This window comes from Gaetbulibacter sp. S0825 (genome assembly GCF_011777505.1).
GTDB lineage: Bacteria > Bacteroidota > Bacteroidia > Flavobacteriales > Flavobacteriaceae > Pontimicrobium.
On the sequence record NZ_JAATJT010000001.1, the window covers coordinates 1070574 to 1092206 of the forward strand.

20 protein-coding genes are annotated in these 21633 nt (G+C 32.8%); 16 read left to right on the forward strand and 4 right to left on the reverse strand.

Annotated features, from left to right (window positions below; all coding sequences use genetic code 11):
• Window positions 1-49 precede the first annotated feature (49 nt).
• The 6 genes from HB672_RS04860 to HB672_RS04885 are packed head-to-tail and all read left to right on the forward strand — an operon-like array spanning window position 50 to window position 7733.
• Window positions 50-1219, forward strand: a complete 1170-nt coding sequence (locus tag HB672_RS04860) for an aminotransferase class I/II-fold pyridoxal phosphate-dependent enzyme (RefSeq protein ID WP_167608631.1) — start codon at window positions 50-52, stop codon at window positions 1217-1219.
• Window positions 1216-2217 carry a homocysteine S-methyltransferase family protein gene (locus tag HB672_RS04865; RefSeq protein ID WP_167608634.1) on the forward strand — a complete coding sequence of 334 codons (1002 nt, stop codon included), beginning with the start codon at window positions 1216-1218 and terminating at the stop codon, window positions 2215-2217. Before HB672_RS04860 ends, HB672_RS04865 begins: the two co-directional genes overlap by 4 nt.
• Window positions 2214-4892: a methionine synthase gene (metH, locus tag HB672_RS04870; RefSeq protein ID WP_167608637.1), complete on the forward strand. Its 2679-nt coding sequence runs from the start codon at window positions 2214-2216 to the stop codon at window positions 4890-4892. The genes HB672_RS04865 and metH overlap by 4 nt, the downstream gene beginning before the upstream one ends.
• A gap of 3 nt (window positions 4893-4895) precedes the next feature.
• Window positions 4896-5852 (forward strand): methylenetetrahydrofolate reductase [NAD(P)H], encoded by a 957-nt coding sequence (gene metF / locus HB672_RS04875; RefSeq protein WP_167608640.1) that lies wholly within the window; start codon window positions 4896-4898, stop codon window positions 5850-5852.
• 33 nt (window positions 5853-5885) lie between these two features.
• Window positions 5886-6986 carry an acyloxyacyl hydrolase gene (locus HB672_RS04880; RefSeq protein ID WP_167608643.1) on the forward strand — a complete coding sequence of 367 codons (1101 nt, stop codon included), beginning with the start codon at window positions 5886-5888 and terminating at the stop codon, window positions 6984-6986.
• Window positions 6987-7733, forward strand: coding sequence for a head GIN domain-containing protein (locus tag HB672_RS04885; RefSeq protein ID WP_167608646.1), 747 nt, complete (start codon window positions 6987-6989; stop codon window positions 7731-7733).
• On the opposite strand, the gene HB672_RS04890 is transcribed toward HB672_RS04885, so the two are convergent.
• Both HB672_RS04890 and gldA read right to left on the reverse strand, forming a co-directional pair.
• Complete coding sequence (locus HB672_RS04890; protein ID WP_167608650.1) at window positions 7726-8298, reverse strand: helix-turn-helix transcriptional regulator; 573 nt, start codon at window positions 8296-8298, stop codon at window positions 7726-7728. The two genes, HB672_RS04885 and HB672_RS04890, sit on opposite strands and share 8 nt — an antisense overlap.
• Window positions 8299-8394: 96 nt before the next feature.
• Entirely contained in the window at window positions 8395-9288 is an 894-nt protein-coding gene (gene gldA / locus HB672_RS04895) for a gliding motility-associated ABC transporter ATP-binding subunit GldA (RefSeq protein WP_167608652.1), read from the reverse strand.
• A 257-nt stretch (window positions 9289-9545) separates the two neighbouring features.
• On the opposite strand from gldA, the gene HB672_RS04900 reads away from it, so the two are divergent.
• The 5 genes from HB672_RS04900 to HB672_RS04920 all read left to right on the forward strand — a co-directional run bounded on the left by HB672_RS04900 (window position 9546) and on the right by HB672_RS04920 (window position 14270).
• Window positions 9546-10373 (forward strand): prephenate dehydratase, encoded by an 828-nt coding sequence (locus HB672_RS04900; RefSeq protein ID WP_167608656.1) that lies wholly within the window; start codon window positions 9546-9548, stop codon window positions 10371-10373.
• Window positions 10370-11515: an aminotransferase class I/II-fold pyridoxal phosphate-dependent enzyme gene (locus HB672_RS04905; protein ID WP_167608660.1), complete on the forward strand. Its 1146-nt coding sequence runs from the start codon at window positions 10370-10372 to the stop codon at window positions 11513-11515. Before HB672_RS04900 ends, HB672_RS04905 begins: the two co-directional genes overlap by 4 nt.
• Entirely contained in the window at window positions 11512-12363 is an 852-nt protein-coding gene (locus HB672_RS04910) for a prephenate dehydrogenase (RefSeq protein ID WP_167608663.1), read from the forward strand. Before HB672_RS04905 ends, HB672_RS04910 begins: the two co-directional genes overlap by 4 nt.
• Before the next feature lie 9 nt (window positions 12364-12372).
• Window positions 12373-13458: a bifunctional 3-deoxy-7-phosphoheptulonate synthase/chorismate mutase type II gene (locus HB672_RS04915; protein WP_167608666.1), complete on the forward strand. Its 1086-nt coding sequence runs from the start codon at window positions 12373-12375 to the stop codon at window positions 13456-13458.
• 146 nt (window positions 13459-13604) lie between these two features.
• A complete protein-coding gene (locus HB672_RS04920; protein ID WP_167608670.1) occupies window positions 13605-14270 on the forward strand; it encodes a T9SS type A sorting domain-containing protein in 666 nt (221 codons plus the stop codon).
• A 56-nt stretch (window positions 14271-14326) separates the two neighbouring features.
• Here HB672_RS04920 and HB672_RS04925 read toward each other — a convergent pair whose 3' ends face one another.
• Both HB672_RS04925 and HB672_RS04930 read right to left on the reverse strand, forming a co-directional pair.
• Window positions 14327-15133, reverse strand: a complete 807-nt coding sequence (locus tag HB672_RS04925) for a hypothetical protein (RefSeq protein ID WP_167608673.1) — start codon at window positions 15131-15133, stop codon at window positions 14327-14329.
• A 95-nt stretch (window positions 15134-15228) separates the two neighbouring features.
• Window positions 15229-15681 (reverse strand): hypothetical protein, encoded by a 453-nt coding sequence (locus HB672_RS04930; RefSeq protein ID WP_167608676.1) that lies wholly within the window; start codon window positions 15679-15681, stop codon window positions 15229-15231.
• A gap of 85 nt (window positions 15682-15766) precedes the next feature.
• Here HB672_RS04930 and rsgA point away from each other — a divergent pair, with 85 nt between their 5' ends.
• The 5 genes from rsgA to HB672_RS04955 are packed head-to-tail and all read left to right on the forward strand — an operon-like array spanning window position 15767 to window position 21631.
• Window positions 15767-16717 carry a ribosome small subunit-dependent GTPase A gene (gene rsgA, locus HB672_RS04935; protein WP_167608679.1) on the forward strand — a complete coding sequence of 317 codons (951 nt, stop codon included), beginning with the start codon at window positions 15767-15769 and terminating at the stop codon, window positions 16715-16717.
• Window positions 16718-17170, forward strand: a complete 453-nt coding sequence (gene dtd / locus HB672_RS04940) for a D-aminoacyl-tRNA deacylase (RefSeq protein WP_167608682.1) — start codon at window positions 16718-16720, stop codon at window positions 17168-17170.
• Window positions 17170-17709 carry a metal-dependent hydrolase gene (locus HB672_RS04945; RefSeq protein WP_167608685.1) on the forward strand — a complete coding sequence of 180 codons (540 nt, stop codon included), beginning with the start codon at window positions 17170-17172 and terminating at the stop codon, window positions 17707-17709. The genes dtd and HB672_RS04945 overlap by 1 nt, the downstream gene beginning before the upstream one ends.
• Window positions 17710-17767: 58 nt before the next feature.
• On the forward strand, window positions 17768-19675 hold the full coding sequence (locus HB672_RS04950; protein WP_167608688.1) for a DUF3857 domain-containing transglutaminase family protein: 1908 nt from the start codon (window positions 17768-17770) through the stop codon (window positions 19673-19675).
• A 6-nt stretch (window positions 19676-19681) separates the two neighbouring features.
• Window positions 19682-21631 (forward strand): DUF3857 domain-containing protein, encoded by a 1950-nt coding sequence (locus tag HB672_RS04955; RefSeq protein WP_167608691.1) that lies wholly within the window; start codon window positions 19682-19684, stop codon window positions 21629-21631.
• Window positions 21632-21633: the final 2 nt, after the last annotated feature.

Here is a 21633-nt window from a genome sequence, read left to right on the forward strand (position 1 = left end):
TGAGTTAACGTCATTCTGAACTTGTTTTAGAATCACATAAAATTATAAAATGGACAATCATAAACTAGAAACAGAAGCAATAAGAACGCAATTAGAGCGTACGCAATTTTTAGAACACACAAGTCCATTATACTTAACCTCCAGCTTTGTGTTTGTAGATGCCGAAGATATGCGATCGTCTTTTGCAGAAGAAAAGCAACGTAACATTTACAGTAGGTTTTCTAATCCTAATAATTCTGAGTTTGTAGAGAAAGTTTGTAAAATGGAGGGAGCCGAAGATGGATATGCTTTTGCTACAGGAATGTCAGCTGTGTACTCAACATTGGCAGCACTTTTGGAAAGTGGAGATCACATCGTATCTGCCCAATCTGTATTTGGTTCTACACATACATTGTTCACCAAATATTTTCCAAAATGGAATATTACTACAAGCTATTTTAAAGTTGATGAGCTTGATACATTGGAAAGTCTTATAACTCCAAATACTAAAATACTATATGCTGAATCACCAACCAACCCAGCAGTAGATATTTTAGATTTGGAGCTTTTAGGAAACATTGCTAAAAAGCACAACTTAGTTTTAGTAATTGATAATTGTTTTGCAACTCCTTATTTACAGCAACCTATTAAATTTGGAACAGATGTAGTGATACATTCAGCTACTAAGTTAATGGATGGTCAAGGACGAGTATTAGGAGGAGTAGCAGTTGGGAAAGCTAGTTTAATTAGAGAAATTTATTTATTTTCTCGAAATACAGGACCAGCATTATCACCATTTAATGCATGGACATTGTCTAAAAGTTTAGAAACCTTAGCTGTACGTGTAGATAGACATTGTGAAAACGCTTTAAAAGTTGCCGAATTTCTTGAAAATCACGATAAAGTGAATTGGGTTAAATATCCATTTCTAAAATCGCACCCACAGTACGAAGTAGCAAAAAGGCAAATGAGTCAAGGAGGCAGTATTGTGGCGTTTGAAATAAAAGGAGGTATTGAATCTGGGCGTAACTTTTTAAATACGATTAAGATGTGTTCACTATCTGCAAACTTAGGAGATACACGTACTATTGTGACGCATCCAGCTTCTACAACGCATAGTAAGCTGAGTGAAACAGACAGACTTGAAGTAAGTATTACTGACGGATTGGTTCGCATATCTGTTGGGTTAGAGAATGTAGAAGATATTATTAAAGATCTAAATCAGGCATTAAAAAAATGAGTGATATAAAAAAAGAAATCCAAAAACGAATTTTAGTCCTCGATGGAGCCATGGGAACCATGCTTCAGGAGTATAATTTTACAGAACAAGATTTTCGTGGCGAACGTTTCAAAGACTATCCTTCGTCATTAAAAGGAAATAACGACTTGTTGTCCATTACGCAACCACAGGCGATTGCAGATGTTCATAGAAAGTATTTTGAAGCAGGAGCAGATATTGTTGAAACCAACACCTTCTCTGGAACTACCATCGCAATGGCAGATTACAACATGGAAGATTTGGTGTATGAACTCAATTTTGAATCTGCTAAAATAGCAAAGCAAGTAGCTGAGGAATTTACGAAGGCAAATCCAGACAAACCAAGATTTGTGGCTGGAAGTATTGGGCCAACAAACAAAACAGCGAGCTTATCTCCAGATGTTAATAAGCCAGAATATCGTGCCATAACATTTGATGAGTTACGAATTTCTTACAAGCAACAAGTCGAAGCCTTAATAGATGGAGGGGTAGATGTGGTGTTGGTGGAGACTATTTTTGATACACTTAACGCCAAAGCTGCATTATTTGCGATTGAAGAGGTTAAGGAAGAACGACAAATTGATATACCAATAATGGTTTCTGGAACGATTACAGATGCTTCTGGAAGAACATTATCTGGGCAAACGGTTGAAGCATTTTTAACTTCAATATCTCATATTCCACTGTTAAGTGTTGGTTTTAATTGTGCATTAGGAGCCGAACAGTTGAAGCCATATTTACAGCGTTTATCTAACAAAACAGAATTTTTTACATCAGCACATCCAAATGCTGGATTACCAAATGCTTTTGGTGAATATGACCAAACTCCAAAGCAAATGCAGCAATTTATTGAAGACTATCTACAAGATGGACTAATAAATATTATAGGAGGTTGTTGTGGAACGAGTCCAGCACACATAAAAGCTATTGCCGAAGTAGCAAAAATTTACAAACCTCGAAAAATTGTATTAAATGTATGAGTAGGGTAATATCAAAATACTTAACATTATCTGGTTTAGAACCTCTTGTAGTAACTCCCGAAAGTAACTTTATAAATGTTGGCGAACGTACTAACGTTACTGGCTCAAGAAAATTTCTTCGATTAATTAAAGAAGAAAAATATAGCGAAGCTTTAGAGGTAGCAAGGCATCAAGTTGATGGTGGTGCACAAATTCTGGATGTCAACATGGACGAAGGTATGCTTGATGGTGTATATGCTATGACCACTTTTTTGAATTTGATAGCCTCGGAACCAGATATTGCTAGAATACCAATAATGATTGACAGTTCGAAATGGGAAATCATTGAAGCAGGATTAAAAGTAGTTCAAGGAAAATGTGTGGTAAATTCCATTAGTTTAAAAGAAGGTGAAGCCGAGTTTATTCGTCAAGCAAAATTAGTAAAACGTTATGGAGCAGCTGTCATTGTAATGGCTTTTGATGAAGTTGGACAAGCAGATTCTTATGAACGAAGGATAGAGGTTTGTGAACGCTCTTATCACATTTTGGTTAATGTTGTCAAATTTTCGCCGCAAGACATCATTTTCGACCCTAATATTTTCCCAGTAGCAACAGGAATGGAAGAACATCGTAAAAATGCTTTAGATTTCTTTTATGCTACAAGATGGATTCGAGAAAACTTACCTTATGCAAATGTATCTGGAGGAGTGAGTAATGTGTCATTCTCTTTTAGAGGGAATAATACAGTTCGTGAAGCAATGCATTCCTCATTCTTATTTCATGCTATAAAAAATGGCATGAATTTAGGAATTGTCAATCCGACAATGTTGGAAGTTTATGATGAAATTGACAAAGAATTATTGCAATGTGTTGAAGATGTATTGTTTGACAGACGTGACGATGCGACCGAACGATTATTAGATTTTGCTGAAACTGTAAAAGGTCAGAAGAAAGAAACCGCAGAGCAAATTTTAGAGTGGAGAAATGATGCTTTACAAGACAGGATTACTCATGCATTAGTAAAAGGAATTGATGCTTTTATCATTGAAGATGTAGAAGAAGCACGTTTAGCTTCAGAGAAACCGATTGAAGTCATCGAAGGTCATTTAATGATTGGAATGAATGTCGTAGGAGATTTGTTCGGAAGCGGAAAAATGTTCTTACCTCAAGTAGTAAAATCAGCACGTGTCATGAAAAAAGCCGTAGCTTATTTGCAACCATTTATTGAGGCTGAAAAAGACGGCAAACAAGAATTTTCTGGTAAGATTTTAATGGCAACTGTAAAAGGCGACGTGCATGATATTGGCAAAAATATAGTGAGTGTCGTATTGGGATGTAATAACTATGAAATAGTCGATTTAGGCGTAATGGTGCCACCAGAAAAAATTATTGAAACAGCAATCAAAGAGAAAGTAGATATTATTGGTTTAAGCGGATTAATCACACCTTCGCTTGATGAGATGGCCTATGTTTCCAAAGAAATGGAAAAGAAAAACCTAAATATTCCATTAATTATTGGAGGTGCAACCACTTCAAGAGCTCATACTTCTGTTAGAATTGCTCCGAATTATAGTGATACTGTAGTACATATTAATGATGCTTCGAGAGCTGTAACCGTTGTTGGAAATTTACTTCAAAAGGATAATAAAATATATAAAGAACAGATTAGGGAAGAATATGATAAGTTCCGTGAGCAATTCTTAAAACGAGGAAGAAATAAAGAGTATTTATCTATTGAAGAAGCGCGGAAAAATAAATTCAAAATCGATTGGAATTCAACTGAAATAGTGAAGCCAAACCAATTAGGAATTCAAATTCTTGAAGATTTCGACATTACATTATTAGAAGATTATATTGATTGGTCGCCGTTTTTCCGTAGTTGGGATTTGCACGGTAAGTATCCTCAAATTTTAAAAGATGAGGTAGTTGGAAATCAAGCGTTAGAATTATTCAAAGATGCGCAAGAGTTGTTAAAACGAATCTTTGATGAAAAGCTACTTAAAGCTAAAGCTGTTTTTGGATTGTTTCCAGCCAACACAATTAATGATGATGATGTAGAATTATACGATAAATCTGGAAATGTTGAATCTACATTTCTAACCCTTCGTCAACAATCCAGAAAAGCAGAAGGAAAGCCAAACATAGCTTTATCAGATTTTATTGCGCCAAAAGATTCAGGGAAGCAAGACTATATAGGCGTATTTTGTGTGTCGACTGGTTTTGGAACTGAAAAACTTGCTAAAGAGTTTGAAGCAAATCATGACGATTATAATGCCATAATGATAAAAGCATTGGCTGATCGTTTAGCAGAAGCTTTCGCAGAATCTTTACATAAAGAAGTAAGAACGAATTATTGGAGTTATGCTCAAGATGAGGAGCTTACTAATGAAGAGTTAATTAAAGAAACCTATAAAGGCATTCGTCCTGCTCCAGGATATCCAGCTTGTCCAGACCATTTAGAAAAACAGACGATTTGGAAACTGTTAAATGTAAAAGAAAACATTGGTGTAGAACTTACAGATAGTTTGGCCATGTGGCCTGCGGCAAGTGTAAGTGGGTATTATTTTGGAAATCCTGAAGCGAGATATTTTGGCTTAGGAAAAATAACCGAAGACCAAGTAAAGGATTATGCAAGACGTAGAGGTATTTCTACAGAAGAAGCAAAGAAATGGTTGAATCCTAACATAGCAGATTAAAACATGAAAGTAACAGAACATTTAAAAAAAGCAAACGGAAACACACAGTTTTCATTCGAGATATTGCCGCCTTTAAAAGGGCAGCACATTCAATCTATATTCAATAATATTGACCCTTTAATGGAATTTAATCCACCATTTATTGATGTCACATACCATCGAGAAGAGTATGTTTATAAAGAGTTAGAAAATGGTTTGTTAAAAAAGCAAGTGGTCAAAAAACGTCCTGGAACGGTTGGTATTTGCGCTGCAATTCAGAATAAATATTCAGTAGATGCGATTCCACATATTTTGTGTGGAGGTTTTACCAAAGAGGACACAGAGAACTTTTTAATCGACTTAGATTTTTTAGGTATTGATAATGTCATGGCTTTACGCGGAGATGCAGTGAAAACAGAAACGTATTTTAAAGCAGAAAAAGAAGGGCATAATTATGCTAGCGAACTAGTCACTCAAATTCAAGAATTAAATCGAGGTAATTATTTAGATGAAGAATTACTTAATTCTTCAGCGACAAATTTCTGTGTCGGTGTGGCAGCTTACCCTGAAAAGCACATGGAAGCGCCAAGTTTAGATAGTGATATTCATTTCTTGAAAAAAAAGATAAGAAATGGTGCTGAGTATATTGTTACACAAATGTTTTTCGATAATCAAAAGTATTTCGACTTTGTTGAAAAATGTAGAAAAGAAAATATTACAGTCCCAATTATTCCGGGATTAAAACCTATCTCAACCAAGAAGCAACTTAATTTAATTCCACATAGGTTTCATGTAGATTTACCAGAAGAACTTATTATTGAAGTAGTTAAATGTAAAGACAATGCACAAGTAAAGCAAATAGGGATTGAATGGTGTATCGAACAATCTAAAGAACTTAAAAAAGCTGGAATTCCAGTATTACATTATTATTCTATGGGGAAAAGTGACAACATAAAAAGCATTGCTTCGCAAGTGTTTTAAGGTTACTTTAATTGCCTATATTTACTGACAATTATGAGAGCAAAACTGTTTCTACTTTTTGTTGGTTTTTCAATTTTTAGCTTTTCTCAAGAGAAAAATACATCTACTTTTTCCAGTATTGATGTTAACTATTTTAAAGGCAATATTGCACTTCATAATGATGGTATTTTACATCTAATTACAGGACATCCAGAAGGTGTCATCATCAGTTGGAATAAAAAAACATTTGGGTTCAATACTTGGGAACAACGCTATAATTACCCAGATTATGGTGTGTCGTTTAGTTATCAAAATTTAAAAAATGAGGTGCTCGGTAATAATTATGCGCTTTATGGTCATTATAATTTCTATTTTCTAAATCGGAATTTAATGGTTCGAATCGGTCAAGGGTTGTCCTACACAACCAATCCTTATGATAAAGAAACAAATCACAAAAACATAGCCTTTGGAACTAAGTTAATGAGTAGTACCTATGCTATGATTAACTATAAAAGAGAGCGTATTTTTGATAATTTCGGATTTCAAGCTGGTTTGTCACTCATTCATTATTCCAATGCCAATGTTAAAGCACCCAATACAAGCATTAACTCCTTAACTCTAAGCGCAGGAGTAACTTATAATTTTGATGACGAAGACCCAGAATATCAATACGATTTGAGTGACGATATAAAGTTTAAGCAACCAATAAAATACAATGTTGTTTTTAGGAGTGGCGTCAATGAAAGTGATGTGCTTGGAAGCGGTCAGTTTCCTTTTTATATTGTCTCTGCTTATGCAGATAAACGTTTGAACAGAAAAAGTGCCATCCAATTTGGAGTAGATGCTTTTTTCTCTAGGTTTTTAAAGGAGTTAATTTATTATGAATCTATTGCTTTTTCAGACAGAAATATTGACCCAGATACAGATTATAAGCGCTTAGGAGTGTTTGTTGGGCATGAGTTGTTTATTAATAAGCTATCCATTGAAGCACAGCTTGGATATTACGCCTATTATCCTCACGATTTTGAAGGTAGAGTGTATCAACGTATAGGTGCTAAACGCTATTTTGGAGATAAGTGGTTTGTTGCAGTTACCTTAAAATCGCATGCTGCAAAGGCTGAAGCTGTTGAACTAGGAATTGGAATAAGATTTTAGATGAAACAATTAATTTACATATTGATATGTTTATTACTGGTTGCTTGCAACAGTGAAGACGCTCTTGATTGTTTTCAAACAGAAGGAGCTATGGTACAAAAAGAAATCACAGTAAATTCTTTTGAAAACATCTTGGTGAATCGTGATATTGAATTAATTATAAAAGAAGGTTTAGAGTACGAAGTAATTGTAGAAACAGGAAAAAACCTTTTAAATGATGTTGAAGCAATAGTGGTTGGGAATGAGTTGCAACTAACAGATAATAACGGTTGTAATTACGTAAGGGGCTATGGCATCACCAAAGTATATGTCATTGCTCCAAATATTAAAGAAATTAGAAACTCTTCGCAATACGAAATATCATCAAACGGGATATTAACCTATCCCGACTTAACACTCATTTCTGAAGATTTTAATGCTCCTGGAAGTTTTACTGTTGGCGATTTTAGATTGCAAGTAAACAATAACAAATTGAGTGTGATATCTAATAATATCTCCTCATTTTATATTTCTGGAAATGTCAATAATTTGTTTGTAGGTTTTTATGCAGGCGCTGGACGTTTTGAAGGCGAGAACTTAGTAGCTCAAGATGTGGATGTATTTCATAGAAGCAGCAACGACATGATTGTAAATCCGCAAGTATCTCTTACAGGAACATTAAATGGTACAGGGAATTTAATTTCGGTAAATCAACCTCCAATGGTTGATGTTGAGGAACTTTATATTGGTGAGCTTATTTTTAATTAGAAGTCTTAATTAAATGGTTTCCATAGTAAAGGATACTTAAGGCGATTAATAGGCAAGGAAACAAACCTGAAAATAACCCAACTTGTAAACCGGTTAAAAACCCTCTCATAAAAAACGCTGCAAGAATATAAAATATAAATCCACTACCAAATTTCAATAGGCGCTCAATATTATTCATTTTTTGAGTCTTGTAAACAATAAAAAACGGAATTAAAAAGCTTAAAAGAAAAGCACAAATCTTACTGTTTAAGTTTGCTCCTGTATCTAAAGTTGAATAACCAAAAATCCCTATTAGAGCAATATTTAAAAGAACAAGAAAAACCCCATTAATTATTAAACTAGCGATTGAAGTTTGTTTGCTAGAGCTATTTTGAAGTTTAAACGTGATAGCATCTAGCTCTAAAGCATTACAAATAAGGTTTAATGTTTGACCACGAGGAGTGTTCTCGTCGTTTTCAATACGTTGTATCGTTCTAAGATTAACTTTACTTAGTTCAGATAATTCTTCTTGGGTTAATTGCTTTGTTTTTCGAGCTTCTTTAATTTTTTCTCCTAATGATTTCATTTAAGTAAATGTTTCTTTAAAATTAAAAAATTAAATAGTTTTTGATAACGGTATTTAAACGACATTTTTACGGCAAAGTGCATTTGTCGTATAGTTTTAACTCGTCAACTCCCTAAACAAACTCTCCAAACTGGCACTTTTTTGGTTTAATTGTAGAATTTTTAAATCGTTATCATGTGCAAAATCAAATACGTAAGAGCGCATATCTTCAGTAGAATCAAAGGTTATTTCATACATAAAGTCATAGAGGTTTTCAATTTTAACAACTTTAGGCATACTCTTTAAAAAAGCTTCTTCAACTCTATAATCAAAAGCTACGACTATCACTTGTTGTGAGCCTTCTCTAAGTTCTTTTAAGGTTTTATCAGCAACAATTTCGCCTTTATTAATAATAATCACACGGTCGCACATAGCTTCAACCTCTTGCATAATATGCGTCGATAAAAACACGGTTTTTTCTTTACCAATGGTTTTAATGAGGTTTCTAATATCTACCAATTGGTTTGGGTCTAATCCTGTGGTTGGCTCATCTAGTATCAATACATCAGGATTGTGCAATAAGGCATTTGCTAATCCAACACGTTGACGATACCCTTTAGAAAGCTGTTCAATGGTTTTATGTGCTTCAGGTGTTAAGCCAGTAAGCTCTATTACTTCCGCAATTCGCTCTTTTGAGACATTGTATATTTTTGCATTAAACGCTAAATATTCTTTTACATACATGTCTAAATACAACGGATTGTGCTCAGGTAAGTAACCAACACTTTGTTGTACTTTTTTGGTTTCGGTAGTGACATCAAAATCGTTGACATTTGCTGTCCCTTTGGTAGCATCAATGTAGGTGGTAAGTATTTTCATCATGGTCGATTTTCCAGCACCATTAGGCCCTAAAAACCCAACGACTTCAGGTTTTTTGACTTCAAAACTTACATTATTAAGTGCTTTTTGGGTTCCATAAACCTTTGTGAGTTGCTCTACTTTTATTGACATGCAAAAAAAATTTAATCAAAAATAAACATTAAATAAACTTTATTTTAGGTAAAACACCTAAAAAAATGCTTTAGTATTTTGATTTTTTAAAATAATAGTTACTTTAGCCCAATCAATTAGGATATAATGACATCAAACTTTGCATATTATAACTGGTTTTATTTCTTTTTTAGCAAAAGAAACGAGACGTTATATGTGTAATTTATAGATATAAATTTAAATGTAAGTCTCGATGAAAATCGGGACTTTTTTTATATATGATTAAATCAGTAGCCATACAAGGAGTAAAAGGATCGAACCATTATATTGTGTCACAACAATATTTTAATAATGGCGTGTCGGTTATGGAATGCTTAACTTTTGATGAGGTTGTAAACAATCTAATTACTAAAAAGTGTGATGCAGCTATTATGGCAATAGAAAACTCGATTGCAGGCTCTATTATTCCAAATTATGCCTTAATTGATGGTCAAAATTTGCATATAGTAGGAGAGCAATATTTAGATATTCAACATAATTTAATGGCACTTTCTGGACAGTCTATTAAAGATATTAAGGAAGTATATTCGCATCCAATGGCTTTACTACAGTGTAAAGAATTTTTTAAGAAACATCCTCATATAAAATTGGTTGAAGATAAAGATACAGCCGAAGTTGCACAGCGTATTCAGAAGGGTCAATTAAAAAATATTGGAGCTATCGCCACCGAAATGGCAGCCGATATTTTTGAAGTTGAAATTCTAGCTAAGAGCATTCAAACCATAAAGCACAACGAAACGCGATTTGTTATTGTAAAACGCACAAATTCTGAAATACCAGAAAATCAAATAAATAAAGCATCTTTGAAGTTTGAGTTAGACCATAAACGAGGTAGTTTAGCAACTATTTTAAATGTAATGAGTGATTGTAAACTGAATTTAACTAAGATACAGTCATTACCTAAAATAGAAACACCTTGGAAGTATGCATTTTTTGTGGATGTTACTTTTGATGAATATGAAGATTACACAAAAGCGAAATCAATTATGAATATTATGGCACAAGATTTTAAAGTGCTTGGAGAATATACAAATGCAAAGTTATGATTGAAGGAGCCAAGAGATTGCATACAGTTGAAGAATACTATTTCTCCAAAAAATTGCGAGAAGTAAACATGCTAAAAGCAGCAGGGAAACCAATTATTAATTTAGGAATTGGAAGTCCAGATTTGCAACCACCTCAAAAAGTGATAACAGCTATTACTGAAGGTTTGCAAGATGCAAATGCTCATAAATACCAGAGTTATCAAGGATTACCTGAGCTTCGAGAAGCTATGGCTGGGTTTTACCGAGAGCAGTTTCAGGTGCATTTAAGTCCAATGACAGAGATTTTACCTTTAATGGGAAGTAAGGAAGGTATCATGCTTATTTCAATGGCTTACCTAAATGAAGGCGATGAGGTGTTAATTCCTAATCCTGGATATCCAACCTATCAATCTGTTACTAAATTATTAGGCGCTAAACCTGTCTTTTATGAGTTAGATGAGGCCAATAATTGGATGCCTAATATTATGGCTTTAGAAAAGCAGGATTTAAGTAAAGTTAAACTAATGTGGATAAGTTATCCGCATATGCCAACAGGTGCACAAGCTAATTATAAGGTATTTGAAAAATTAATAGATTTTGCAAAAAGAAATAATATACTACTTGTAAATGATAACCCATACAGCTTCATTTTAACAGATGCTCCTAGAAGTATCTTAAAAGTTAACGGTGCAAAAGAGGTTTGCATTGAGTTAAATTCGCTTAGTAAAACATTTAATATGGCTGGATGGCGCGTAGGAATGGTGTTAGGGGATGGTAAGCATATCAATAACATATTAAAAGTGAAAAGTAATATGGATTCTGGTATGTTTTACGGAATCCAAAAAGGAGCTATTGAAGCATTACGTTGCTCAAAATTATGGTATTTAAGTTTAAATAGTGTGTATGAACAACGTCGAGCATTGGTATGGAAATTGGCTGAGGCTTTAAACTGTACTTATGATAAGAATGCTTCGGGATTATTTGTTTGGGCAAAGTTGCCGCCTTACGCTAAGGCAGAAGAATTTATAGATGTGTTATTAAAAAACAATCACTTATTTGTAGCTCCAGGAACCATTTTTGGAAGTCAGGGAGAAGGTTACATTCGATTTTCTTTATGCGCATCAACTGAAGATATACAAGAAGCAATAACTAGAGTATTATGAAAAACATATATATCATAGGAGTTGGATTAATAGGCGGAAGTTTAGCATTAGATATTAAAAAACTAGATGCAACAACTACTATTTATGGAATCGATAAGAGTGATGAGCATTTAGATATTGCTTTAGAGAATGGTATTATAGACCGCAAAGCAACTATTGAAGATATTAAAAATGCAGATTTAGTAATTGTGGCCATTCCTGTAGATGTAACAGTTAGAGAATTGCCAAAGTTGTTAGACATGGTTTCTGATAACACTTTAATTGTGGATGTTGGTTCAACTAAAGAAGATATTTGTTCAGCAGTAGAAAATCATCCTAAGCGTAGAAATTTCTTGGCAATGCATCCAATAGCTGGAACAGAATTTTCTGGCCCAAATGCTGCTCTATTAGGCTTGTATAATGGTAAGACTAATATTATTTGTGAAGTAGAGGAAACTGCTTTTAAGCTTCAAGAAAAAGCACTAAAACTGTTTTCAGGTATTGGTATGCGAATACGCTATATGAAACCAAAAGCACATGATAAGCATATAGCTTATATGTCCCATTTATCGCATATTAGTTCATTTATGCTGGGAAAAACAGTTATTGACAAAGAAAAAAATGAACGCGATATTTTCGATATGGCAGGTAGTGGATTTGAATCAACAGTAAGACTAGCAAAAAGTTCACCAGAAATGTGGACACCAATTTTCGAACAAAATAAAACTAATGTTATTGAAACATTAGAAGAATACATCAATAATCTAACGCAATTTAAAGAATTAATGCAGCGTGATGATTTTGAAGCTATTTACAACGAAATGAAAAATACGAATTACATAAAACAAATTCTTAACGGAATTGCTTAAAAACAAGTTATGGAAAACAAAAAAGAACTTAGAACATGGTTAGATAATTTTGGATTAGACCACCCATTAGTAATAGCTGGACCATGTAGCGCAGAAACTGAAGAACAAGTACTAACTATTGCGCACCAATTAAAAGATAGCGATGCTACAGTATTACGTGCAGGAATTTGGAAACCTAGAACACGACCAGGGAATTTTGAGGGTGTTGGTGCTTTAGGGTTAAAATGGTTGCAAAAAGCAAAGGAAGAAACAGGATTGCTTACTGCTACTGAGGTTGCAAATGCAAATCATGTAGATTTAGCATTGCAACACGATATTGATGTTTTATGGATTGGTGCACGTTCTACCGTAAGCCCATTTATCGTTCAAGAAATTGCTGAAGCACTTAAAGGTACCGATAAGCCAGTATTAATTAAGAATCCAGTAAATCCTGATTTAGCACTTTGGCTTGGAGCAGTGGAACGGTTTTATACTGCTGATGTTAAGAACCTTGGAGTTATTCACAGAGGATTTTCTACTTACGAAAAAACAAGATATCGTAATAATCCAGAGTGGCAATTACCAATCGATTTACAAAATAGATTCCCAGATTTACCATTAATATTAGACCCGTCTCACATTGCAGGTAAACGCGATATTATTTTCGATTTATGCCAGACAGGATTAGATTTGAATTTTGATGGATTAATGGTGGAAACTCACCATAACCCTGATAAAGCATGGAGTGATGCTGCACAGCAAATTACACCAGGAGAATTAATACAGTATATGGACGATCTTAAAATTAGAAAAGAAACATCTGCTGAAGCCGAATTTAATAACAAGATAAACACTTTGCGTACTCAAATAGATGTGATTGATCATCAATTAATTGAAGTGCTTGGGAAGCGAATGAAAGTGTCTGATGGAATAGGAGAACTTAAAAAAGCAAATAACGTTGCGGTATTGCAGTCTAAACGTTGGAACGAGATTTTAGGAAAAATGATTTTAGAAGGTGAACAACATAAATTAAGCGAAGAGTTTGTGTTAAGAATGTTTAAAGCCATCCACCAAGAATCTATTAACCATCAAGAAAAGATATTCAAGCAATCTTAAATATAAATAATGAGATAAAAAACTGCTTTCGAGCAGTTTTTTGTTTTTTAAACACTTTCACTCACTCAAAAGAAGACTTCACTCATTTGTCTTTTTTTTAACTTTCTCTTTGATTTAGTTTTGATGTCTAATCAAACTTTAACAAGATGAAAAATATAATACTCTTAATAGTTGTAATTCAACTTCCAATAAATATTAAAGCCCAAATTAACTTTACGGGAACTATTAAAGATAATTATGCAGTTCTAGCGGATGCAAGTATATTTAACGAAAGAACTCATGTAGGAACAATTTCAGATACTAAAGGTAATTTTAGTATAGAAGCGAAAAAGAATGATACACTTTCAATTTCTTATGTTGGGTATAAAAGAATTAGTTTAATCTTATCTAATTTTAAACATCAAGATATAACATTAGAAGTTGATAATGCTTTAGAAGCTATTTTAGTTGTAGCACAACCTATGAATACCACAACTCATACGATCAAATGTAATTTAGTGAAATGTGAAGTTTTTTGCTGGGTTAAAGGTGTTAAAATAGAACACCTAAATGGTCAAGTAGAAGAAAACTTGAACGTTCTTTATCCAAATCCATCTAAGACAGGTGATTTTAAACTTGAAATAGATATACCATTTACTCATTTTGAAGTAGAAGTATATACAATTACTGGTCAACTTGTTTTAAGTAGGAGGGTAAGTTATTTTAGTAAGCGAATAGACATCGATTTATCAAGTCATCCTAAAGGAATCTACATTATTAATTACTTAATTGATGGAAAAAGACAAACCCCAAAGAAAGCGATAATTGGATAAGTTTAAATAAAAAAGGGCGCCAACGGCGCCATTTTTATGTTTATATAAATCGAAAATTATTGAACGGAAAAATCAAAAACAGATTGATTAGATCGTCCTTGAGGTACTTGTCCTTGATATAGAAAAGCATATTCTCCAGCTTCTAAATTATCTATAGTCACTTTAAATTTATTTGACTCTATTTCTTCAATATTAAAAGGTATTGCATATTTTGGGTCAATACCAGATTGACTAGATACCCAACTCTTCTTTCCAATAATTACTTCTCTAGTATTTTTACGCTCTTTTACAGTTAATTTCACTAATACAAACTCATTTGGAGAGCTAGCAGTTCTAAACCACCAGTTTAAAATACCAGCAGAATTTCCTTGCGTAGTCTGTAAATTATCCACTTCGGTAACCGATGGGTCAAAAACAAAAGTAAACTCAAGAGGTCTTGGTAAAACATTGTTTGATCTAATTTTAGGAAGTACAGCTCTTTTTTTGGAGTTTATAAATCCAGAAACTAATTTTTGTGCAGCAGAGTTTGAATTTGAACCAGAAAAAACCGATGGAGGCAAATGTTTTTGTTCGCCATTAACAGCATAATAGATACCTGTACGAGACTTAGTGTTATGCTTAGATTTTTTCATAATCAAGCTAATAATGTCTGAAGAAACGTTGGCTTTTTTTAGTTTGCTGAGTTCGGCAATAGAAGTTTCAAATTTTACATCCGAAGTGTTTATTTTGTCAATAATGATATCATCGCTAAACCCCAATTCTACCATTTGAATAACCGTTTCGTTAGTAATAGTTTCTTGAGCAAACGTATATGCTGATAGGGTAAAACATATTAAAAATAAAGAGTATTTGATTTTTTTCATTTAATTCTAAGTTAATGGATTAATAGTGTTAAATATAATAAATTTAAAATCAATGCATTAAGTGTTCACATTTCAAATTTTAAAAGCTGCATTAACTATTCTTTATCTCTTTTAAAAATATATCTGGTAATAAAAATACCGTTACCATCACCTTTTCCTGAGTCGCTTTCAACAGCACTTGTTACAAAAGCCAATTCCCAGCCTTCGCTAATCATTGTATTGATTTTAGAAGATATTACAGCGTCGTTTGCAGCAATATTTTGAAAACGAATGCCTCCTAAATTAAAAAAGTTCAGCAATTTAGTCTCTTCAAAATCTTTAACACGTATCTCATTTCTTTTAGATTTGTTTCTAGTGTTGTCTTCTTCGGTTTGTTCCGATGTAAATTCTTTGTAATCTCTATTTTCATCTGTCGAAATAATTCTAGACCTACCTAAACCACCAGGAACTATAGACTCTACACTTGTAATTACTTTATATTCTACTTGTGCATTAATTTCGATGCAAACAAAAAATAAAAGGGCTATTAATACTGAAATTTTTCTCATGTTTTTGAGTTTTTTAATTTATGTTTCTAAGATAAGACTTTCTTTATATAAAATTGTTACTTTGTAATTCAGTTTAATATAATTAATGACAGGACTCGTTTATAAATCTACAGGCAGTTGGTACACCGTTAAAGCACTTAATGGTAAGTTTCACGAATGTCGAATTAAAGGGAAATTTAGATTAAAAGGGATTAAAAGTACTAATCCAATTGCCGTTGGCGATTATGTAGAATTCGAATTGGAAACAAAGAATAACGAAGAAACAGGAATCATTAATCGTATTCAAGACCGAAAAAATTATATTGTTAGGAAGTCAGTAAACTTATCCAAACAAACTCATATAATTGCTAGTAATATTGACCAAGTTTTTCTTTTAGTTACAATCAATAACCCACCGACTTTCACGAGTTTTATTGATAGATTTTTAATAACGGCTGAGGCATACTCAATTAAAACAGTATTATTGTTTAATAAAATTGATACCTATGATGAAGATACGCTGCTAGAAGTGAAATTATTAGCAGCATTATATAGGAAAATTGGGTATGAATGTATTGGTATTTCGGCTAAAACAGGCAAAAATATAGATAAGGTCAAGACACTAATGAAAGATAAAGTAAGTATGTTTACGGGTCATTCAGGAGTTGGAAAATCTACTTTAATTAATACTATAGAGCCTGGGTTGGATTTAAAAACTAAGGAAATATCCGAACAACATCGACAAGGACAGCATACTACAACATTTGCCGAAATGTTTGATTTAAGCTTTGGCGCTAAAATTATAGACACTCCAGGAATAAAAGGATTTGGTGTGGTTGATATGGATAAAGAAGAAGTTGGTGACTATTTCCCTGAGTTTTTTCAACTTAAACAACACTGTAAATTTAATAACTGTTTGCATTTAAAAGAGCCTAAATGCGCAGTAAAAAAAGCTTTAGAAAATGGCGATATTGCTTTTTCAAGATATAGAAGTTATTTACAGATTCTAGAAGGAGAAGATGAGCATTTTAGAACCGATAATTTTGATAACGAGTAAATGAAAGTAGTCATACAACGTGTTACCAAAGCAAGTGTCACCATTGATGGAATAAAAATCGCCTCTATAAATGATGGTTTATTAGTGTTGCTGGGAATTATAAATGAAGATACTCAAGAGGATGTTTCCTGGTTAAGTAATAAAATAGCCAATCTTCGCATTTTTGGAGATGACGGAGGTGTTATGAATAAGTCAGTTATTGATGTAAAAGGAGATGCTATTGTAGTAAGTCAATTTACACTCCATGCAAATACAAAAAAAGGCAACAGACCAAGTTACATTAAAGCGGCAAAGCCAGATGTGGCTATTCCGTTATATGAGCAATTCGTCTCTCAGTTAGAAGCCGATTTAGGCAGAAAAGTACAAACTGGCGAGTTTGGAGCCGATATGAAAGTAGAATTACTCAACGATGGTCCAGTAACCATAATTATAGACACCAAACAAAAAGGCTAATGGCATCCGTTTTTGGTCATAGCATTATTGGTGTAACCTTAGTTAAATTATTTGCATCAAAACAAACTAGATTATTATTGCTCTTGGCAATACTATCTACAATACTTCCAGATTTAGATGTAATTGCCTTTAATTTTGACATTCCTTATTCACACCCTTTTGGACATCGTGGTTTTACACATTCAATTTTATTTGCTGTTGTTTGGTCGTTATTACTCATGTGGTTTTTTGGGAAAAAAGATAAAATTGTTTGGTTTATAGTTATTTTTTTATCAACTATCTCTCATGGGGTTTTAGATGCAATGACTTCTGGAGGGAAAGGAATAGGTTTCTTTATTCCATTTAATAACGATCGGTTTTTCTTTCCATTTAGAGAGATTAAAGTGTCGCCAATTGGTATAGAAAAGTTCTTTTCGGAATGGGGTATGCAAGTGATTATTAGTGAATTAAAGTATATTTTCATTCCTTGTTTTATTATGCTTTTAGTGAGTTTTTTCTTTAAAAGACAAAAAAAATTCTATTTTAGCAAATATGATTAATGTCATATAATAAGTCCCCTAAGACTGCGTAATTAGACATTTGATAAATCTACTTTATATGAACTACAAAAATATAGTAGGCATAATTCTATTGCTTACTACCTTAAATGTTATGTCACAGAGCGGAACTTACGCTGTGTTCGAAATTCCTGAAGAACTTAAAAAGAATGCTAATGCTGTTGTTAGACTTAGCAATTTAGATATAGTAATAGAGAGAAAAAACAAGATGACTCTTACCTACACAAGAGTGGTTACAGTATTAAACGAAAGAGGGAATAAATTTGTTGAAGCTTACGCAGGATATGATAATCAACTTAAAATTCGAAAAATTGAAGCTCATGTTTACGATGAGTATGGAGAAGAAATTAAAAAAATTAAGAAAAGAGATTTTATTGACCAAAGTGCTGTAGATGGTGGTACTTTGTATTCAGATTCAAGAGTGTTGTATATGCCTTATATGCCCACGACATACCCTTACACAGTTTTTTTTACTTACGAAATGGAAACCCAAAACACAGCTTTCATACCTTCATGGAGACCAATTACGGGGTATTATGTAAGCACAGAAAAGGATAGTTACACTCTTAAAGATTTAGCCAATTTAGGAATTAGATATAAAACGAAGAACTTTGAAGAGTATGATATTGAAGTAAAAAATAACGATAAATCATTAGCGTTTAATTTATCTAATATTCAAGCAAAAAAACCTGAGCAATTAAGTCCAGTATTGTCAAAAATGACACCTCATGGAATGATTGCTGTAAATCAATTTCATTATTACGGAGCTGATGGCTATGCAAGTAATTGGAAAGAGTTTGGTGACTGGGTATTTAATGCCTTATTAAAAGGAAGAAATACCGTAAGCAATGCAACACAAGATAAGATTACACAATTGGTCAAGGGAATTGATAATCCGTTAGAAAGAGCTCAAAAAGTGTATGAATACGTTCAGAATAACACAAGATATATTAGTGTGCAGGTTGGTATTGGCGGCGTACAACCAATTCCTGCAAGTGAAGTAGATAGACTCAAATATGGAGACTGTAAGGGGTTAACAAACTATACGCAAGCTTTATTGACTGTTGCTAATGTGCCTTCCTATTATTCGGTAGTGCAAGCTGGCGATGAGATTGTAGATTTTGACCCAGAGTTTGCCACTTTAGAACAAGGAAACCATATTATTTTGGCCATCCCAAATGGAGATGAGTTAACATGGATTGATTGCACAACACAAGTGCACCCATTTGGGTTTATAGGTGATTTTACAGATAATAGAAATGTACTATTAGTTAAAGAAGGCGGAAGTGAAATAGTAAAAACTACTTTTTATCCTGACAACCAAAACACACAAAACACTAATGCTAAAATTAAATTAGAGTCTAACGGAAACTTTTCTTCGGATGTAGAAATTAATACTCAAGGAATTCAGTATGATTCAAGATTTCGTATTGAAAGTCTTTCAAATAAAGATTTAATGAGTTACTACAAAAATCTTTGGGGTAGCATTAACGATTTAAATGTTAGCAGTTACAAATTTAGTAATGATAAAGATTTAGTCAAGTTTACCGAAGAACTACAAGTAAATGCAAAAGGGTATGCGACCATAAATAATGAGAGTATCATTTTTTCTCCTAATGTGTTTAATAAAAATACGTTTGTTCCAGATAGGTACAGAAATAGGCAATTCAACATGGAAATTCAACGAGGATATTTAGATGTTGATGAATTTGAAATTGAAATTCCTGAAAATTATGTGGTTGAAGGATTGCCAGAACATGTAACCATCAACAATAAATTTGGAGAATATGCCATTGAGTTTTCTGTTAATGAGAGCAATATAGTTTATAAGAGAAAGCTTCTTATTAAGAAAGGAGAATATAGCAAAGAAGATTACAACCTATATAGAGACTTTAGAAGAAAAGTATCTAAACTAGACAAATCTATTATTGTATTAAAATCAAAATAATTAGTCATGATTAAAAAAATTAGCCTAATAATACTGTTAATCTCTGTAAGCTTTTTATCAGCACAAGAGATGGAGTTTGGAGAAGTAACTAAAGAAGAACTTTTAGAAACAAAATGTCCAATTGATAGTTCAGCGAATGCCATGGTCATTTATAAATATAGAAACACATATTTTGATGTTAATATTAGTGGAGGAGGACAGACAGTTACTGAAATTTATCAAAAAATTAAAATCTATAACAAAGAAGGGTTTGAAAATGCAACAAGACAAATACGTTTATTTGAAAGCAAAAGTGCAAGAGAAGTATTAAGCAAACTTAAAGCGGTAACTTATAATCTTGAAGGCGACAAAATTGTTGAAACAAAACTAGAAAAAAATCAAATTTTCGAAAATGAACAAAGCTACAATATCACAGAGACTAAATTTACGATGCCTAAAGTAAAGGAAGGGTCTGTAATAGAATTTAAATATAGAGTAACCTCACCTTTTTATTGGGCTATTGATGAGTTTCGTTTCCAAAGCCATATTCCAATAAAAAAGATTGAAGCACGAATTAAAACTCCTGAAAGCTTTGTGTTTAAACCAACGTTTAAAGGTTATATTAGTTTTTACCCAAAAAGAGAATCTTACATAGGTTCTGGCCTTGGAGGTGAAAGTATGGTTGTAGATGTTTATAATTTAGATAATGTCCCAGCTTTAAAAGAAGAGTTATATGTAGATAATATAGATAATTATACAGCTGGAGTAAATTACGAATTAGCTTCAGTTGAGGTGTCGCTTGGTGTTACTCGCGATTTTGCAAAAACTTGGGGCGATGTTGCTAAATCCATTGGAAGCTCAGATGATTATAAAAAAGAATTAGATAAAACAAGAACATTTGATAAAATATTAGACCCCATTTTAGCCGATGCAAGCAGTAAAGAGGAAAAGATGAAGCTCATTTTTAAGTATGTTAAGGATAATATTAAATGGAATGGTAGAGATGGCATATACTTTCAAAAGGGAATTAAAAAAAGCTTAAAAGAAAAAGAAGGAAATGCTGGCGATATAAATTTAGCATTAGTGGCAATGTTAAGGTATGCAGATATTGATGCTAACCCTTTAGTAATTAGTACAAAGGATAATCAGATACCATACTTTCCAACTTTAGAAAAACTAAACTATGTAGTTGCCTATGCAGAGATAAACGAAAAACAGTATTTCCTAGATGCAACACAAGAGTTTAGCGATATTAACTTATTGCCATTGAGGGATTATAATTGGGATGGAATCTTTATAGATAACCCTAATAAAATATGGAAAAAGGTAAGCCTTCTTAGCCCTAAACAAGCAATAACACAATATCAAATAGATGCTAAATTAGCCGAAGATGGTGTAGTGGAAGGAGACTTTAAATCACGCTTATCTGGTCATCAAGCATACCTATTTAGAGAAGAAATAAAAGACCAAGATATGGATGCTTTTATAACAAGCAGAGAGGATGATTTTAATGATATAGAAATCTCTAATTACGAAACTAAAAACACAGATGCCTATGAGGGTAATGTTAATGAGTCTTTTAGCTTTTATCAAGAAAACGGAGCAGAAGTTTTAAGTGATAAAATTTATTTTCAACCATTGATGTTTATGAGAATGAACGAAAATCCGTTTAAGCTAGACAAAAGAGAATATCCAATCGATTTTGGATTTCCATTTAAAGATATGTACATTGTAAATGTTGATATTCCCGAAGGTTATGAGTTAGAATCAGACTTAACACCACTTATGCTTCGATCTCCAGATGGAAACATAGAGTTTAAATATACTGTTTCTGTAATGAATAATAAATTAAGATTATCGGCAGTTTTTGATATTAAAGAAGCCAAACATGCTGCTGAAACTTATTTAATACTTAAAGAGATTTTCAAACAAGCAATTTCTAAACAAGCAGAACAAATAGTACTTAAAAAAATATAATC

What these genes read in the sequence shown, in the direction of transcription:
- gldA (WP_167608652.1), bottom strand. Translation starts at nt 9,288, where the DNA reads ATGTCAATAAAAGTAGAGCAACTCACAAAGGTTTATGGAACCCAAAAA.
- metH (WP_167608637.1), top strand. Translation starts at nt 2,214, where the DNA reads ATGAGTAGGGTAATATCAAAATACTTAACATTATCTGGTTTAGAACCT.
- HB672_RS04865 (WP_167608634.1), top strand. Translation starts at nt 1,216, where the DNA reads ATGAGTGATATAAAAAAAGAAATCCAAAAACGAATTTTAGTCCTCGAT.
- HB672_RS04930 (WP_167608676.1), bottom strand. Translation starts at nt 15,681, where the DNA reads ATGAGAAAAATTTCAGTATTAATAGCCCTTTTATTTTTTGTTTGCATC.
- HB672_RS04920 (WP_167608670.1), top strand. Translation starts at nt 13,605, where the DNA reads ATGAAAAATATAATACTCTTAATAGTTGTAATTCAACTTCCAATAAAT.
- rsgA (WP_167608679.1), top strand. Translation starts at nt 15,767, where the DNA reads ATGACAGGACTCGTTTATAAATCTACAGGCAGTTGGTACACCGTTAAA.
- HB672_RS04950 (WP_167608688.1), top strand. Translation starts at nt 17,768, where the DNA reads ATGAACTACAAAAATATAGTAGGCATAATTCTATTGCTTACTACCTTA.
- HB672_RS04860 (WP_167608631.1), top strand. Translation starts at nt 50, where the DNA reads ATGGACAATCATAAACTAGAAACAGAAGCAATAAGAACGCAATTAGAG.
- HB672_RS04905 (WP_167608660.1), top strand. Translation starts at nt 10,370, where the DNA reads ATGATTGAAGGAGCCAAGAGATTGCATACAGTTGAAGAATACTATTTC.
- HB672_RS04955 (WP_167608691.1), top strand. Translation starts at nt 19,682, where the DNA reads ATGATTAAAAAAATTAGCCTAATAATACTGTTAATCTCTGTAAGCTTT.
- HB672_RS04880 (WP_167608643.1), top strand. Translation starts at nt 5,886, where the DNA reads ATGAGAGCAAAACTGTTTCTACTTTTTGTTGGTTTTTCAATTTTTAGC.
- HB672_RS04945 (WP_167608685.1), top strand. Translation starts at nt 17,170, where the DNA reads ATGGCATCCGTTTTTGGTCATAGCATTATTGGTGTAACCTTAGTTAAA.
- HB672_RS04900 (WP_167608656.1), top strand. Translation starts at nt 9,546, where the DNA reads ATGATTAAATCAGTAGCCATACAAGGAGTAAAAGGATCGAACCATTAT.
- HB672_RS04890 (WP_167608650.1), bottom strand. Translation starts at nt 8,298, where the DNA reads ATGAAATCATTAGGAGAAAAAATTAAAGAAGCTCGAAAAACAAAGCAA.
- HB672_RS04915 (WP_167608666.1), top strand. Translation starts at nt 12,373, where the DNA reads ATGGAAAACAAAAAAGAACTTAGAACATGGTTAGATAATTTTGGATTA.
- HB672_RS04910 (WP_167608663.1), top strand. Translation starts at nt 11,512, where the DNA reads ATGAAAAACATATATATCATAGGAGTTGGATTAATAGGCGGAAGTTTA.
- HB672_RS04885 (WP_167608646.1), top strand. Translation starts at nt 6,987, where the DNA reads ATGAAACAATTAATTTACATATTGATATGTTTATTACTGGTTGCTTGC.
- dtd (WP_167608682.1), top strand. Translation starts at nt 16,718, where the DNA reads ATGAAAGTAGTCATACAACGTGTTACCAAAGCAAGTGTCACCATTGAT.
- metF (WP_167608640.1), top strand. Translation starts at nt 4,896, where the DNA reads ATGAAAGTAACAGAACATTTAAAAAAAGCAAACGGAAACACACAGTTT.
- HB672_RS04925 (WP_167608673.1), bottom strand. Translation starts at nt 15,133, where the DNA reads ATGAAAAAAATCAAATACTCTTTATTTTTAATATGTTTTACCCTATCA.